At 63.2% G+C, this 16313-nt stretch carries 11 protein-coding genes; 9 read left to right on the top strand and 2 right to left on the bottom strand.

Going from position 1 to position 16313, the window contains the following annotated elements; all coding sequences use genetic code 11:
- Nucleotides 1-513: 513 nt before the first annotated feature.
- From AC1Q7F_RS32105 to nqrF, 8 genes are all read left to right on the top strand, one after another.
- Nucleotides 514-1089, top strand: a complete 576-nt coding sequence (locus tag AC1Q7F_RS32105; RefSeq protein WP_492512620.1) for a cupredoxin domain-containing protein — start codon at nt 514-516, stop codon at nt 1087-1089.
- A gap of 13 nt (nt 1090-1102) precedes the next feature.
- Entirely contained in the window at nt 1103-2854 is a 1752-nt protein-coding gene (locus AC1Q7F_RS32100; RefSeq protein WP_492512619.1) for a copper resistance system multicopper oxidase, read from the top strand.
- Between the two features lie 14 nt (nt 2855-2868).
- A complete protein-coding gene (locus AC1Q7F_RS32095; RefSeq protein WP_492512618.1) occupies nt 2869-3609 on the top strand; it encodes a copper resistance protein B in 741 nt (246 codons plus the stop codon).
- Between the two features lie 106 nt (nt 3610-3715).
- Nucleotides 3716-6100, top strand: coding sequence for a heavy metal translocating P-type ATPase (locus tag AC1Q7F_RS32090; protein WP_492512617.1), 2385 nt, complete (start codon nt 3716-3718; stop codon nt 6098-6100).
- A 154-nt stretch (nt 6101-6254) separates the two neighbouring features.
- The gene (locus AC1Q7F_RS32085) at nt 6255-6677 is read left to right on the top strand and encodes a hypothetical protein (RefSeq protein WP_492512616.1); all 423 of its coding nucleotides are present in this window, start codon (nt 6255-6257) and stop codon (nt 6675-6677) included.
- A 350-nt stretch (nt 6678-7027) separates the two neighbouring features.
- Nucleotides 7028-9712, top strand: coding sequence for a TonB-dependent receptor (locus tag AC1Q7F_RS32080; protein ID WP_492512615.1), 2685 nt, complete (start codon nt 7028-7030; stop codon nt 9710-9712).
- A 64-nt stretch (nt 9713-9776) separates the two neighbouring features.
- Nucleotides 9777-10493: a PepSY domain-containing protein gene (locus AC1Q7F_RS32075; protein WP_492512614.1), complete on the top strand. Its 717-nt coding sequence runs from the start codon at nt 9777-9779 to the stop codon at nt 10491-10493.
- A complete protein-coding gene (nqrF, locus tag AC1Q7F_RS32070; protein ID WP_492512613.1) occupies nt 10493-12340 on the top strand; it encodes an NADH:ubiquinone reductase (Na(+)-transporting) subunit F in 1848 nt (615 codons plus the stop codon). The genes AC1Q7F_RS32075 and nqrF overlap by 1 nt, the downstream gene beginning before the upstream one ends.
- 958 nt (nt 12341-13298) lie before the next feature.
- On the opposite strand, the gene AC1Q7F_RS32065 is transcribed toward nqrF, so the two are convergent.
- Complete coding sequence (locus AC1Q7F_RS32065; protein WP_492512612.1) at nt 13299-13946, bottom strand: helix-turn-helix domain-containing protein; 648 nt, start codon at nt 13944-13946, stop codon at nt 13299-13301.
- Nucleotides 13947-14268: 322 nt separating this feature from the next.
- The gene (locus AC1Q7F_RS32060) at nt 14269-15618 is read right to left on the bottom strand and encodes a hypothetical protein (RefSeq protein WP_492512611.1); all 1350 of its coding nucleotides are present in this window, start codon (nt 15616-15618) and stop codon (nt 14269-14271) included.
- Between the two features lie 507 nt (nt 15619-16125).
- Between AC1Q7F_RS32060 and AC1Q7F_RS32055 the strand changes: the two genes are divergently transcribed.
- Nucleotides 16126-16313 (top strand): PAS domain S-box protein (locus AC1Q7F_RS32055; protein WP_492512610.1); only part of this gene is annotated, 188 nt, incomplete at its 3' end.

The raw sequence follows: 16313 nt of genomic DNA, 5'->3' as shown, positions 1-16313 counted from the left end.
CCGCGCTATCGCGCTTACGCAAAGACTCCCAGCTACCGACCACCAAACACAAGGCGGCTCACACCGGACGCGTACTCCAAAACATCCAAGGCGGGATGCTGCGCCGTAGCCTGTGGCCAGTCGATCCTGGCGACGCACGAGATTAGCTTCAGCCACGCCGGCTGGCAGCGGGCAGTGTTGCTGTCCGTTGTTGACCATCTCGCCAAGGGTCGCTCAGTCTCCCCCATGCTGCGCCCGCCGAGGCTGTCCGCCTGACGCTTACCCACGTGACGCGCGTGGGTGAATGGCATTGCCTGCCTGCGACTGACGCAGCAATGGACATCAAAGCGAACTAAGGATCGGCTTTGCGGCTGCAAGTGCCCGCTGTCTGGGTGCGGCAATGTCGCATCCGCCGGAATGTTCGCCAGCGTCATCCACAGATCCGACATTTCAAGGCGAAGTACATCTTCGCCAGGCCTGTGCCAGGACGCCATCGCGCCGGTGCCGGCCGATATATCGACGGGACATTCGAAGATGAAGATCGACTTCCGCATTGCGCATGCCGTCGCCGCCCTGCTGGCTGGCGTGAGCCTCATCGGCACCACCGGTAGCGCCCTGGCCGGATCCGGTGAAGCCAGACACACCCATGCCGTCGAAATCGGCGAACCGGGAGAGGCCGCGAAGGCCACCCGGACAGTCCGGATCGAGACTGTCGACAATCTTTTCAATCTGGAAACGATTGAGGTGAAGAAGGGCGAAACCGTCCGCTTCATCATCACCAACAAGGGTGAACTGCTGCACGAGTTCAATATCGGCACGATGGAAATGCACGCCGCCCATCAGAAGGAAATGGAGATGATGGCGGAGCATGGGATGCTGACGCCGACCGGCATGAACGACATGTCGGGCATGGACCATTCCAAGATGGGCCATTCCATGGGGGACATGGCGATGATGAAGCACGATGATCCCAACAGCGTGCTGATCGGTCCGGGGCAGACGCAGGAACTGACCTGGACCTTCTCCAAGGACACCGCGCTGGAGTTCGCCTGCAACATCCCGGGCCATTACCAGTCAGGAATGGCCGGCAAGATCGTCTTCCAGAAGTGATCGGAGACGGACAATGAACAATCCGACATTGGTTTCCAGGCGTAACCTCCTGAGGTTGGCCGGGGCCGCGGGAATGGCGGGTGTCGTGACCGCCTTTCCCGGCCGGTGCAGCTTCGCGTCCGCCGACCAGACATTGGACCTTGCCGTCGAGCGCACGCGCATAAATGTGGACGGGGTGACCACCGACGCTGTCGCCATCGGCGGTTCGGTACCGGCACCCACCCTGCGTTGGCGCGAGGGCCAGGAAGTGGTAATCAGGGTCACCAACCGGCTGGATGAGCCCACTTCCATCCACTGGCACGGCCTGCTGCTGCAGGGCGTCATGGACGGCTCTCCCGGCTTCAACCGCTTCTTGTCGATCAAGCCGGGAGAGACCTACACCTACCGGTTCAAATTGCGGCAGGCCGGTACCTACTGGTACCACAGCCATTCCGCCGCCCAGGAACAGCAGGGCATGTACGGCGCCATCATAATCGACCCGGCCGACCGCGACCCGGCCAGGGCCGACCGCGATCTGGTCGTCCTACTGTCCGACCATACTGCCGAGGACCCGCAGACGGTCCTGCGCAAACTGAAGGTCAGCGAGGGCTATTACAACAAGGGCAAGCGCACCTTGTCGGATTTCCTGTCCGACGCCGACCGCGACGGCTTGCGCACCACCATCCAGGACCGCAGGGACTGGGGCGACATGCGCATGGATCCGACGGATCTGGCGGATGTCAACGGCTATCAGTTCCTCGTGAACGGTAAGGGGCCAAAGGATAACTGGACGGCCGTCTACAACCCAGGTGACAGGGTGCGCCTGCGCATCATCAACGGATCGGCGATGAGCATCTTTGACGTACGGATTCCTGGCCTGCCCATGACGGTGGTGGCGGCGGACGGGCAGAGCGTCATGCCGGTCAAGGTGGACGAGTTCCGGTTCGGCGTCGGGGAGACATACGATGTCGTGGTCATGCCGACGGGCGACCAGCCCTTCACCTTCTTCGCCGAACCGATCGACCGCAGCGGCTATGCCCGTGCGACCATCGCGACAATGGAGGGTGCCGAAGGAAAAATCCCGGAGCGTCGGCCCCGTACCATTCTGACCATGGCAGATATGGGCATGGACCATGAATCGATGCAGGGGATGGACCACAGCTCCATGTCCGGTATGGATCACGGTGGGATGTCCGGCATGGATCATGGGTCGATGAAAGGTATGGACCATGGCTCCATGTCCGGCACGGAAGGTATGGACCCTGGTGCCATGGCCGGCATGAACCACGCGCCCCCGTCCCCGGTGACGCCTGGGCGGGCTGTGGGCTGGGGGGATGCTGGCACACCGCCGGGCACGAAGGCCCTGTCCTACGCCGACCTTAAATCGCTGGCCAGGGCCAAGAACCTGCGCGCGCCAACGCATGAGATCGAGGTGCAACTTACCGGCATGATGTCGCGCTACATCTGGACCCTGAACGGCAGGAAGTTCGACCAGGGCGAGCCGATCCGTGTCGCTTATGGCGACCGGGTGCGCATCAGGTTCGTCAACACGACCATGATGGCGCACCCCATGCACCTGCATGGCATGTTCATGGAACTGGAGAACGGACAGACCGACCGCATGCCGAGGAAGCATGTCGTGCTGGTGCCGCCCGGTCAGTCCAAATCCGTGCAGTTGACAGCGGACGAACCGGGCGAGTGGCCGCTCCACTGCCACCTGCTGTTCCATATGGCATCCGGCATGATGACGAGATTCATCGTTGAACCCAAAGCAGCCAGCCTTTGATCGCGGAGGGACAGATGCAAAAGATACTCATGCGACTGGGAATGGCTGCACTGGCGGCCGCAATCCTGGCGCCGTCATTCGGCACGGCCGAGGCCAGTGAAGGACACGCGTCGGACCATGACACGCCAATGCTCGCCACCTTCAAGGTCGACCAGTTCGAGCGCCGATGGACCGATGGGCGTGATAGCCTGAATTGGGAAGCGCAAGGCTGGTTCGGAGGGGATACGGACAAGCTCTGGTTCATGACGGAAGGCACAAAGCCCGATGGAAGGGGTGTCGATGAAGCGGAGTTCCAGCTTCTCTTCAGCCGGATGACATCCGAATTCTGGGACGTGCAGGCCGGCGTCCGCTATGACGTCCGCCCCCGGCCCGGAACCGCCTACGGCGTGGTCGGGATGAAGGGCATCGCCCCCCAGTTTTTCGACGTGACGGCCCAGGCCTTCGTCAGTGAGGACGGGGATCTGTCCGGTCGGCTGAAGGCCGAGTATGATCTGCTGCTGACCCAAAAGCTGATCCTCCAGCCAAGCGTAGAGCTGAATGTCGCGGTACAGAGAGTTGCCGAACTGGAGGTTGGCAGAGGCGTTAACGATGTAGGCTTGGGGCTTAGGCTGCGCTACGCGTTCGTGAAGGAGTTCGCCCCCTATGTCGGCATCCAGTGGAACCGCAAGCTGGGCGACACGGCGGATATAGCGCATAGCGAGGGGGAACGGGCCAGCCAGCTCTCACTCGTCACAGGCGTGCGCTTCTGGTTCTAGGGCAGGCGCAGCCGGATGCCCCACCTGGCGCGGGGTGTCCGGGCGCCCTCTTGAGGCAGGGCAGGAAATCCACCCGACGGATTGTACCTACTCTCGGTAGGAGGTCATGATGCAAGAAGACGAAAGCAGAGCTCCACATCGCAGCCACGCGGCCTGTGGTCATTCCCACCACGGCCACGCTTCCCAAGGCGCGGAGCCCGTGCTTGAAAAAGACCCTGTCTGCGGCATGTCTGTTGACCCGGCGTCGGCGACGCACCGGCTTGAATGGGATGGGAAGACCTACTGGTTCTGCTCCTCCCGCTGCCAGGAAAAGTTCGCGCAGGATCCAGGTAACCACCTTCGAGGCACCAGGGGACAGGCCGCCGCGACGGGCAAGAAGGCGATCTACACCTGCCCCATGCACCCGCAGATCAGACAGGAAGGGCCGGGCAATTGCCCGATCTGTGGCATGGCCCTGGAGCCTGAGGTGGCGGCGCCCGACGCCGCACCCAGTGAGGAACTTCGGAACATGCAGCGCCGAATGGTCATCGGCGGTGTCCTGACGGCCCCCATCCTGTTTCTGGAGATGGGCGGGCATATGCCAGGCCTGGGCCTGGCGCACCTTCTGTCGCCGACGCAGAATAGCTGGTTGCAGTTCATACTGGGCACCCCAGTCGTCCTGTGGGCGGGATGGCCCTTCCTGACCCGCGGCTGGGCATCCATCCTCGCCCGCAGCCCCAATATGTTTACCCTCATCGCCATGGGCGTCGGTGCGGCCTTTCTGTACAGCCTCACGGCCGTTCTGGCGCCCCAGGTGTTTCCCGACGGTTTCCACGATGTGGATGGCTCGGTGGCCGTCTATTTCGAGGCGGCGTCGGTGATTGTCGTTCTTGTCCTGTTGGGACAGGTGCTGGAACTGCGCGCCCGGGAGCAGACTGGCGGCGCAATCCGGGCCTTGCTCAATCTGGCTCCCAAGGTCGCGCGACGCCTGACCCCTGACGGGCAGGATCAGGAGGTCCCCCTGGAGCGGGTCAATCCCGGTGATCGGCTGCGTGTGCGGCCGGGCGAAGCGGTACCTGTCGATGGCATCGTCATCGAAGGCCGGTCGTCAGTGGATGAGTCCATGGTGACGGGCGAGTCGATCCCCGTGGAGAAGGAACCCGGCGCCAAGCTGATCGGCGGAACCGTCAACGGCACGGGCGGATTGGTGATGCAGGCCGACAAGGTCGGGGCCGAGACCATGCTATCGCGCATCGTGCAGATGGTCGCCGACGCACAGCGCAGCCGCGCGCCCATCCAGAAGCTGGCGGACACAGTTTCCGGCTATTTCGTGCCAGCGGTGATCCTGGTTGCCCTGCTTGCCTTCGCCGCCTGGGCGGTGTGGGGGCCAAGCCCTTCCTTTGCCTACGGACTGGTGGCCGCCGTTTCGGTGCTCATCATCGCGTGCCCCTGCGCGCTGGGTCTGGCCACACCGATGAGCGTGATGGTCGGGGTCGGGCGCGGGGCGACCGAGGGGGTCCTGATCAGAAATGCCGAAGCACTGGAAAGGCTGGAGAAGGTCGATACGCTTGTGGTGGACAAGACCGGTACGCTCACCATCGGCAAGCCCAAGGTCACGGCCCTGGTGCCTGCCGAAGGTTTCAGTCAACTGGAATTGCTGTCGCTTTCAGCCAGCCTTGAGCAAGGTAGCGAACATCCGCTTGCCGCTGCTATTCTTTCTGCCGCGTCCCAACAGACCGCGGCTTTGACGACGGTTACGGAATTCAGTTCCTTGACCGGCCGTGGCGTGACAGCCGTGGCCGCGGGGCATCGCGTCATTCTGGGCAATGCGCGGCTCATGACGGAAATGGGCGTATCCCTCGGCCAGCTTTCCCAGGAAGCGGAAAGACTGCGGGCCGACGGGGCTACAGCCATGTTCGTGGCCGTGGACGGCCGCCCGGCCGGGATCATCGCCGTGTCCGATCCCATCAAGCCCACCACACCTGAAGCCCTGAAGGCACTTCGCGCGGATGGCATCCGGGTGGTGATGCTGACCGGCGACAACAAGACCACGGCGACGGCGGTTGCGCGACATCTGGCGATCGACGAGGTTGTGGCGGAGGTCAGCCCGGAGGACAAGAACAGCATCGTCCGGCGCCTGAAGGCGGAAGGGCGGGTCGTGGCGATGGCCGGCGACGGTGTCAACGACGCCCCTGCCCTGGCGGAGGCCGATGTCGGCATCGCGATGGGGACGGGCACGGATGTCGCGATCCAAAGTGCCGGCGTCACCTTGGTGAAGGGCGATCTGGCGGCTATCGCCAGGGCCCGGTCGCTCAGCCGCGCCACGATGCGCAACATCCGGCAGAACCTGTTCCTTGCCTTCATCTACAATGCGCTGGGTGTGCCGGTGGCGGCCGGGGTGCTGTACCCGCTGTTCGGTTTCCTGCTCAGTCCGATCATCGCCGCCGCCGCAATGGCATTGAGTTCGGTGTCAGTCGTCGGCAACGCCCTGCGCCTGCGGTCTTTCAGATAGGTGGGAAAAGGTGAAACGGTCAGGAGGAGGCTACCGCCGCTTCCTGACCGTTTTCCAAAGCTTCGACATTTCGGTCGATGTAGCACTTGACGGTCATTTCTCCGGTACTTAGCATACAAAGATAACCGAGATCGGATCCAGCCGGAGGCGGGACTTGGTGGATCAGTTGGAAACAATACGGCGACTGTGTTTGGTAGGGTTCTTCGCCCTGACCATGACGATTGTCCTTGCCGTTTCCAACGCATCGCAGGCCCGGTCCGTTCAGGACGGCACGACCGTTGTGGCAACGCACGGGCAAGTCCAGGCGCAAGGGCAATCCGAGAAGGCCCGCCACGGCATGGCCATGTCGGGCCTTTTGACGACCGATGGGATGTCGGACGATGCGTGCCCGACCGACTGCTCCGGTGGCGGCGCCTGTTGCGGCGTGATCCATTGCCTGACCATGCTGTCGGGCCTTCCTTCCAGCGACACGGCGCTGCTCGCCACGGTGACGGGTGACGTGAAGAAGCCGGTGGCAGGCTACGTGCCTGCCGGCATTGGGCATGCGCCCGACCTCAGACCGCCGGTAGCGGCCTGAACATAGGACCGGTGTGCCCTGGCGGCACCGGTTCAGGCCTTGCGGCCAACATTCCTCCATTTCTGGTTCTCGGCAGTCATCCACGGATGGTCCGCCTGCACAATGCATCGCTACCCGGTGCACGAATGGGCAGGTTCCACCCTGGTGTGGCCCGATCCTCGGAAACGCCCCGATCATAACAAGAAAATAAGGGCCGGGGACTGCCGTGTCGTTGCCGCTTCGGCCATCACGGTTGCGGCGGGGACCACCGGTCATTGGGGAATGACATCCAATTTTACGGGGCAAGGACCTTGCAGTCGCCACAGAGAGCAGGCTGCCGGTCCTTGCCCGATCTGGAACGGGGACATCAAATGAAGAGCTTCACGGGGAACCTATTTCTTGCCACCGCCCTGGCCACGGGCGTCCTGACGGCACCGGCAATGGCGCAGAGCAGCAAGCAGACGCTGGAAGAAATCGTGGTCACCGGCAGCCGCATCGCGCGTCAGGACATTACCGGCCTGGGCCCGGCAACCGTGCTGACGCAGGAGGCCATCGCGAATACGGGCGTGACCAGCATCGAGACCTTGCTGCAGCGGCTGCCATCCAGCGCCGGCTTTGCCGGCAACCAGACCAACGCCTATTGGGCCAATAACGGCTATGGCACGGCGCAGGTCAATCTGCGCGGTCTGGGTATCAACCGCACCCTGGTTCTGCTGAATGGTCGCCGGGTGGTGGCTGGCGGCACCGGCGCCAACTCCGCACCCGACCTGAACACGATCCCGGTGTCGATCATTCAGCGCATTGATGTGCTGAAGGACGGCGCCTCGGCCATCTATGGGGCGGATGCCGTGGCCGGCGTGGTGAACATCGTGACCCGCACTGACTTCAACGGGGTTGAGGTTTCCGCCAAGTACGGGATCACCGACGAAGGCGATGGGGAGGAGAAGAGTGCGGACCTGACCTGGGGTGTGTCCGGCGACAAGGGATCGATCGTCTCGTCACTCAGCTATTACAAATCCGATGCCGTCAACCTAGCCGACCGGGAACCCTGCGGCCTGGGCGAGAGCGGCGGACAACTGGTCTGTGTCGGCAGCTCGTCCACCGCGGGCGGCCGGGCATTGCTGCCCAACGGCCAGAGCATCAACTTCAACCAGACGCCCGGCGGCAACGGGAACTTCTACGAGCCCTATTCCAGCGCCAAGCACAATTTCAATTCCAACCCCTTCCTGAATGCGGTGAACCCGATCGAGCGCGTATCGGCGAGCATGTTCGGGCACCTGAACGTGTCAGACGACGTACGCCTGTTCAGCGAGTTGATGTTCACCAACCGGCAGTCCAACCAGATCGCCACGCCGGGTACGCTGCGTAACCTGACGGTGGCGGCGAACAATCCCACCAACCCGACCGGGCAGACGCTGGTCATCCAGGGCCGGCGTCTGGTGGAGCCGGGACCGCGCGAATTCTACCAGGACGTCGATACCTGGCGCACCGTGCTGGGCCTGGACGGGACGCTGGGGAACGGCTGGCGCTGGGAAACCGCCTTCAACTGGGGACGGAACAAGGGCGTGGACGGTTCCACCAACGTCGCCAACCTGGACCGTGTCCGCCAGACGCTGAACACCGGCGTCTGCAGCAGTGCTGCCGGTGCCGCCATTCCCTGCGGCGACTATCTGGGGGCGGGCGACCTGACCCCGCAGGTTCTGGACTACATCCTTTATACCAGCCGCGACAGCGGCGGAAACGAACAGATCAGCGGTACCTTCGACCTGACGGGGACGTTGCTTGAACTGCCGGCGGGCGACCTGGGCTTTGCCACCGGCATCGTCTATCGGGAGGAAAAGGGCTGGCGTGACCCTGACGCGCTGACCGTGCTGGGCATCGCCAACACCAACCAGCAGGACCCGATCGCCGGTCGGGTGAAGACCAAGGAGGCTTATCTGGAGCTGCAGGTGCCATTGTTGGCCGATCTGCCTTTTGCCCAGCGGCTTGAACTGAACGCGGCCGCCCGCTATTCCGACTATGATCTGTTCGGCAGCGCCGACAATTACAAGGCCGGCCTGGATTGGCAGGTGGTCGACGGGCTGCGGTTCCGCGCCACCTATGGCACCGCGTTCCGCATCCCTAACGTGCCGGAACTGTTCGGCGGCGTGTCAGAAGGCAACCTGACCACGACCGATCCGTGCAGCAACTATTCGGCTCTGCCATCGGGCTCCGTCGTGGCGGCCAACTGCCGGGCCAGCGGCGTTCCCGCCGGCTTCCGTCAGCTTGGCAACACGGTGCTGACCACGGTGGGCGGCAACAGCGACCTGAAGCCGGAGACATCCGACAGCTTCACCATCGGCACCGTGCTCCAGCCTGGCTTCGTGGAGGGTTTGACCGTCACGGCGGACCTGTTCGACATCCGTATCAAGGATGCCATCAGGTCCATCTCCGGTTCCACCAAGCTGTCGGTCTGCTACAATTCTGCGGGCCTCAACCACCCGTTCTGCGGGGCGCAGCATTTCACTCGCAACACCCTGACCGGCGAAATCAACTACCTGTCGGCCCAGCCGGTGAACACGGGCCGGGAAAAGATGCGCGGCATCGATGTCGGCCTGTTGTACCAGTTCGATCTGGCCGATCTGGGTGTGGTCATCGACTGGAACACCACCTATCTCGACAAATATACCATCACCCCGTTCCAGGGTGCGGCGCCGATCATCTTCGACGGGTTCATCGGCGGCGGCAACGGCGGATTCCCGCATTGGCGCTCAAACCTCAGCGGCACTTTGTCGGACGAGAAATGGAACGCCACCTACTCCGTACAATGGATCGGCAAGGCGACGGACTTCAATGCCGCGCCGACGGCGATCGGCTACCGGACGCCAAACGTCTTCTATCACAACATCCAGGCCGGCTATTCGGTGACGGACAGCGCCCGCGTCGCAGTCGGCGTCGACAATCTGTTCGACCGGGATGCACCGTTCATCCAGAGCTGGACGGACGGCAATACCGATACCATGACTTACGACCTCCTCGGCCGCCGCGGATACGTGCGCGTGACGTACAATTTCTGACCCGGTATCGGGGCACGGCGTCAGCCGTGCCCCCTCATACCCCCAAACGTCCCTGGAGGCGTGAATGCATCCGGCTTCCATTGCCAGGAAGACACATAAGTGGCTGGCCCTGCTGATCGGCATCCAGGCCGTGATCTGGGCGGTCAGCGGCCTGTACATGGTCGCGGTTCCGATCGAGATTATTCATGGTGACCATTTCATCCGCGCGCATGGCGCGACCTCCCTGCCCTTGGACCAGGTGCGTGTCCAAATGGACGATATCCGCCGCACCTACGACGATGTCCGCAGCGTGCGGCTGAAGATGCTGCTGGACCAGCCCTATTACGTGGTCGAACGCTCCGCTGGCACCGTCCTGTTAAGTGCGACAACGGGGGTAGAGAGCCCACCCCTGGATGAGCCAGCGGCGCGCAAGGTGGCACTTGGCCTTTATGCAGGCCATTCGGACATCCGGTCGGCCAGCCTGCTGTCGGAGGTGCCATCGGAAATCCGGGGCCGGGCCGCGCCGGTCTGGCAGGTGCGGTTCGATGGCTGGAACGACCATACGCTCTACCTGTCTCCGACGACCGGGGACCTGTTGGCACGCCGGCACAATCTCTGGCGGCTCTTCGACTTCGTCTGGATGTTCCACATCATGGACTATGTAGAGCGCGAAGACGTCAACAACACGCTGCTGCGGGTCGCGACGCTGACGGCCGTCGTCGCCATGTGCAGCGGCGTCTGGCTGCTGTTCTACAGTTTCCGTCGCCGCAAGGCGGCCATGGCCCAGATGGGGAGGCGTTGATGCTTCAGACTCTCCGCTGGTTCCACAAATGGGTCGGCCTGCTGATCGGCTTGCAGTTCGCGCTATGGGCGGCAAGCGGCGCGACAATGGCCCTGATCAACCATCACGACGTCATGGGCGACCACACCCGCCGGGCCGCCGCACCGCTGCTTCTGCCGACGGACACGCCTTTGCTGCCATTGGCGGACGTTCGGTCGCACCTTGCCGGCAGCGCGGTCGTCGCCCTGCGCCTGCGACCGCTGTTGGACGATTTCGTCTATGAGGTTCACACCGCCAAAGGCGTTCACCTCCTCTCAGCCCGCGATGGGTCGCGCGTCTCTGTAACTGAGGACGTGGCACGCCGCGTCGCGACGGCTGATTATGCCGGTGCTGCCCCTGTCGCAGGCCTGGAACGGTTGGCCGGGCCGAACCTGGAAACCCGCAAACATGAAGGGGCGATATGGCGCGTCGCCTTTGCCGATGCCGACAACACCACGCTCTACATTTCTGCCGAAACGGGGCGGCTGCTGGAGCGGCGCAACGATGCCTGGCGGCTCTGGGACATCGCCTGGATGCTGCACATCATGGATTACGGGGAGCGGGAAAGCTTCAACCACCCCCTGATTATCCTGGCCGCTGTCGCTACGGCATGGCTGGCCATCACCGGCCTGTTCCTGGTCTATGACAGTTTCGGGCGGCAGGATTTCCAGCCATCGCGGGTGGCGCGCCGGCTGCGCAGACAGGGCATTCCCGTGTCGCTGCGCACGGCGTCAGGTACAGTTCGGGAACTGGCACTGCCGGAAGGGGCGTCCTATTTCGACGCCCTTGCCGGTGCTGGCATCGTCCTGCCGTCCAATTGCGGCGGCGGCGGCAGTTGCGGCCTGTGCCAGGTCACCCTTGCCGGTGCGCCGGTGACCGATGCCGATCGCCTTCACATCCCCGCCCGCGCTCTTGAGCAAGGCAGCCGCCTTGCCTGCCGGCACAGGGTCATGCCCGGCAGCACCGTCACGGTTCCCGATCAGGCGCTTGATGGTCAGGGCTTCCGGGCGGAGGTCGCCGGCACCCGCTTCCTCAGCCCCACGATCAAGGAAGTGACGCTGCGCATGAAGGCTGGGACCGTGCCCACCTACCGTGCCGGCCAGTTCATCCAGCTGGCGATCCCGGCCTACAGCACCGGACCGGACCGGTTCGGCGTACCCGAACGCTGGCGGGCGGACTGGCAGCAACTGTCCGTTCAGAGGGCCATCAGTCACCAGGGCGGCCTACGCCGCTCCTACTCCCTGGCGACCCGTCCGGGCGAAGTGCGGGACGAGATCGTCCTGAATGTCCGCTTCATGTCCTCCCCCGATGCGGCCGCAATCCCATGCGGTGCCGGATCAAGCTATGTCTTCGGACTTCAACCCGGCGATGAGGTCCGGTTCTTCGGCCCCTACGGCAACTTTGCGGCACGGGAAGGCAGCCGGGAGATTGTGGTGATCGGGGGCGGTGCCGGCATGGCCCCGCTGCGGGCGATCATCCGCGACGAGCTGATGCACAAGGACAGCAAGGGTCGGATCACCTACTGGTATGGCGCCCGGTCGGCACAGGACATCCTGTATCGGGAAGAATTCGAACGGCTGCAGCAGGAACATACCGGTTTCACCTGGAACGTCGTGCTTTCCGAGCCGACCCCCGGTGACGACTGGCATGGGCACCGAGGCATGGTGCACGAGGCTGTCCGGGCCCAGTACCTAGCCCGCCACCGCGACCTGCGATCCTGCGACTTCCTGGTCTGTGGTCCACCAGCCATGCTGAAGGCGACGTTGGAGATGCTCCACAGGTTGGGCATTCCCCGCGACCGGATTGCGTTCGACGACTTCGGCTGCTGAGCCGGTTCGAGATATTTATCGAGGCCAGGCCGCCGATGTCAGAAACTGGCGGCCTGGGGTCTCAATACGGGAGGAACGAACACCACATTAAGTAGGCCTTTCCGATACAATTTATTCATTCGCGCCCCCGTTGCGCTTCACGATCTCCATCACCGTATTCTTGCTGAGCCCATATTCCTTGCTCATCGTAGCCCCATCCGCTCAGGAGTTGGAGCCGCCGACAATCCCGGCGCGTTCAATGTCCCACCATCATTTTCAGCCAACGGCCGCATCTGTAAAACGTTCCACACTCTGTCACCATAGGACCAGCAACGATGTCGGCGAAGCGGGAGATCATTGCAGTCGTCGAGGGCCGTCTCAGGGACCCTGCTGCACGGAGCCGCTGGCGGCATAGGAAGCTGGGTGGACGGTCCCTTGACGTATCGCCCCCTCAACCTCGCATCCTTGCCCTGGATGCTCCAGCATCCGGGGCATGCCGCGCGGCGAGCTGCCTTTCGTTGGTGTGGAACGTTCCACACCCTGTCACCATAAGACCTTTCTCAATAGGCCAGACCGTACCTAATGGCTGAGTTGGGGCCGAAGCGGACGGGCTGGTTCTCGCGCTCGCTTTGGGATTCCAGACATTTGTCCCCCGCTCGGCGGCTCCCGTCGGACACAACTGCTCACCTTTTGGTCCTTTGGTGACAAGGGGTGCCTGACGCGGTCCTCTGCACGGTCGGTCATTTGGTTCCCCAATAGGCCTAGGGATAGGTGCCGTTTATCTTGTCGGTGACGATGATGCCACGCAGGCTGGCAGCCTGCTCGCCGCCACGATCGTGGCGGGCCAAAGACAGAGCCTGTCCTGCCCGGCGCAGATAGTCGATATAGCGGACATCGGCCAGGGCGCGGGCGAAATCTGTGGCGCCGTCAATGTCGCTTCAGCGCAACACTGCAATCTCAAACCACCCTTCCGCCCGCGTCAATCGTTGTAACTGCGGATGTCGGCAGGATTCCAGACAGCGCCAGCCTGGCGGCGGGGCTTGCTCTGCTTCTTATTCGTGGAGCCCGGCGGCCGGCCACGACGGCGTGGGGCCGCTTTTTGCTCGTCAGGGATCGACGGCGGGGCACTTTCGGCTACGACAGGTTTCGGTGCGGGCTCGGGAGCCGGCGCTGGCTTTGTTCCGGCGGTATGGACAGGCAGGTCGACGATGTCAGCTTTCCGGTCCGGCTCAATGGCCCGCAGCAGCGCCGAGACCGTGTCGGCGACCTCGGGTGGGGCACCACGCCAGGCCCGGAGCAGATCCAACTCGCGGCGGGATAGGATGCCGGACTGTTCGGACGTGTCAGGGCTGGCTGGGAGCTGCTGGCCGCCGGCTTCGAGCCCGTCGAAGAAGAACATCATGGGCACGTCGAGGATATCGGCCAGACGATAAAGCTTGCCGATAGAGACCCGGTTGAACCCGCGCTCGTATTTCTGGACCTGCTGGAAGGTGATGCCGAGGGCCTTGGCCAGGTCGGACTGGCTCATCCCGAGCAAGGCGCGACGCAGGCGGATACGGCCGGCAGCATGGTTTTCAATCAGTGCCTCGGCGGCGTTCGCGGCATCGTTCCTTGAGCGGCGGGGCATTGTGGATCCTGGGGCGACTGGCTGGCAGGGGGAATCTACAACCCGCAGAGCACCGGGCGCCATAGGGAATTCTTCGACTGTGTGGGTTCGCCGCAATGGGGCCGTCAATGGCCAAAAGGATGCCGCCTGGATCGCCGAGTTCACGCCACGTCTACCGGGGCAGGCACCGAACCCACGTATCTCTATGCGCCCGATACGGTGTAGTTGCGCGAGGCGTTCCGCACCATGGGTGCCGAATGATATGCTCAAGCACGAGCGTCTCCCGCCCGATTTCGCCCCGACTGGTTTTGAGCCAGCAGTTCCATTGGCATGAGATTGGCGCTCAACGCTGGAAATCGGCCAGCGAGCGACGAACGGCGTGTTCAGGCACCTCGGTCCAACCGCCGATCAGGTCTCCTGACAGGAAGCTGATGCCCGCTTCCTCGCACAGGGCCTCCATGGCCATGTTGTCGACACCTTCGACAGAGGTCAGCAACCGGTTCTTTGCAGCGATGGCACCAAAACGCAGCAGGTCGGCGCGATAGCGGTCGGCCGAGCAGCCGGGCGGCAGCAACACGCAGGCCACCTTCACGCCGGCGGCAGCCAGGGTGGGCAGGTCGTTGCTGCCGGGGTCCACCACGGCCATGACGGTACGACTGTAGGGACGCAGGGTGCTTACCATTTCAGCCAGACGGCCCGTGGGCACGCCCGCCGGCACCCCGCAAAGGTGAAAGGTCATGAAACTGCGCATATGCGTCGGGATGTCCTGCAGGACGTCCACCAGTTCGCGGCGGCGTCCCAGGACAGCCAGGCTCTCGAAATGAATCGGCAATGAAAGGAAAAAGCGGAACCGGTTCTCGTAAAGCTCAGCAGCCTCGCTCACCGCCTCCTGGATCAGATGCATGTCCATGCCCAGGATCTGCTGCGGATCCTCGGGATTCTGTAGCCCGTCATAACCCCAGAGCGGGCAACGCCCGGCCCGCATCCGGCCCGAGCGGGCGATAAAGACGGACAGGACTTGCTGCTTGACGTCCCACACCGGACGATAGCGCACCTCTATCGGGCCTGCGTCTTCGGCACGGCGGGTGCGGATGCCGATGGGACGGTCGAGGCTGGCGCTGGCCTCCGCCACTCCCTGTGTCAAATGCATCGAGGCATTGTCCAGCATCTGCTTCAGGCTGGCGGGTACCAGCATGACCTCCGACCCGATCTCATGCATGGCGGTGCGCACCATGATGCTGGCCGTATCCGCTTCCCCCAGCAGCATGATCTGTAATTCCTCCACCACCTTGGCACAGATCAGGCGTGCCTGGTCGGGTCCCAGCTGGGCGAAGACAACCACATAGACTTCGCCCTCATGGCGAAACCACGTATCGTGGGGGCCGAGATAGCTTTCAAGCAGCCTTGCCGTCAGCAGGTGCACCCGGTCGGCCACGGTCCCCCACCGTCCACCCAGCCGGGCCCGGAGGCTTTCCAGCCCCATCAAGTGGAGGCTACCGGCCTGGGTAGGGTCCCGGCGGGAGAAAATGCGCCGCAACGCCTCGGCGGCGTTCTGGTCAGCCTGCGGCGGCGCGGTAACTTCAGGTTGCTTGGTGGCAGGGGTGGGTGCGCTGCGCGGATAACCGCTGCTGGCGCGACCCGAAGCGGGCTCGTCGTGCAATGCCGCCAGCATCTTCTTGAAGAGCCCGAACATGGAACCGCCCTCCCGATTTTATTGACCAAGGAATCCTACATCCGCATAGCCGGGTGGGGGCTTGTTCAAAGGGTTATATGATCCTTTGCTAATCCAATGCGGCAACCCTGACGTTGCTTTTCGCGTGAACCGGATTGCGGTTGGTTTAAGCGACCCGCCGAAGCCGGCTGTGACGGCGCGCGACGGAGCCGGTCCCTGACAATGGCGGCATGCGGTTCATTGACGTGCTGACGCGAATGACCGAGAGGGCGGAACAGGATGGGGTGGCAGCCCGTGAGGCCGCGCAACGACCCTTGATGCACAGAAGCGAGCACCCCGGGATATGAAATGCCGGAGTTGTTGCGGGCGTGAAGTCGCCAACAATTCCGAAAACTAACCGATAGTTCATATATCCACTTGGACACTATGCAGATGGGTATGGGTATCGATTTGTCACGGATCGTGAACTTACCTTATTCTTCGATATGCCGCTTGGTCTCTGCGGCGTGGCAGTAGGCATATAAAGGTATGGGGAGGATCAACAGGATGTTCGGCTTTCTGAAGCGGCATGACGACAGCGGACAAGTCCTCGCCGCCCTGGACAAGTCCCAGGCCGTGATCTCGTTCGATCCCGATGGCACGATCCTGGATGCCAATCAGAATTTCCTGGACGTCATGGGCTATTCGCTGGCGGAAGTCCGTGGGCAGCATCACGG

This window comes from Niveispirillum sp. GW835-FHT14G11, from assembly GCF_058793615.1.
Note: the sequence above shows the minus strand (reverse complement) of the source record. Positions and strands in the feature narration are given on the sequence as shown.

Excerpts from the sequence above, each read along its gene's own strand:
- AC1Q7F_RS32095 (WP_492512618.1), top strand. The coding sequence starts at position 2,869 with ATGCAAAAGATACTCATGCGACTGGGAATGGCTGCACTGGCGGCCGCA.
- AC1Q7F_RS32060 (WP_492512611.1), bottom strand. The coding sequence starts at position 15,618 with ATGTTCGGGCTCTTCAAGAAGATGCTGGCGGCATTGCACGACGAGCCC.
- AC1Q7F_RS32075 (WP_492512614.1), top strand. The coding sequence starts at position 9,777 with ATGCATCCGGCTTCCATTGCCAGGAAGACACATAAGTGGCTGGCCCTG.
- AC1Q7F_RS32065 (WP_492512612.1), bottom strand. The coding sequence starts at position 13,946 with ATGCCCCGCCGCTCAAGGAACGATGCCGCGAACGCCGCCGAGGCACTG.
- AC1Q7F_RS32080 (WP_492512615.1), top strand. The coding sequence starts at position 7,028 with ATGAAGAGCTTCACGGGGAACCTATTTCTTGCCACCGCCCTGGCCACG.
- AC1Q7F_RS32105 (WP_492512620.1), top strand. The coding sequence starts at position 514 with ATGAAGATCGACTTCCGCATTGCGCATGCCGTCGCCGCCCTGCTGGCT.
- nqrF (WP_492512613.1), top strand. The coding sequence starts at position 10,493 with ATGCTTCAGACTCTCCGCTGGTTCCACAAATGGGTCGGCCTGCTGATC.
- AC1Q7F_RS32100 (WP_492512619.1), top strand. The coding sequence starts at position 1,103 with ATGAACAATCCGACATTGGTTTCCAGGCGTAACCTCCTGAGGTTGGCC.
- AC1Q7F_RS32090 (WP_492512617.1), top strand. The coding sequence starts at position 3,716 with ATGATGCAAGAAGACGAAAGCAGAGCTCCACATCGCAGCCACGCGGCC.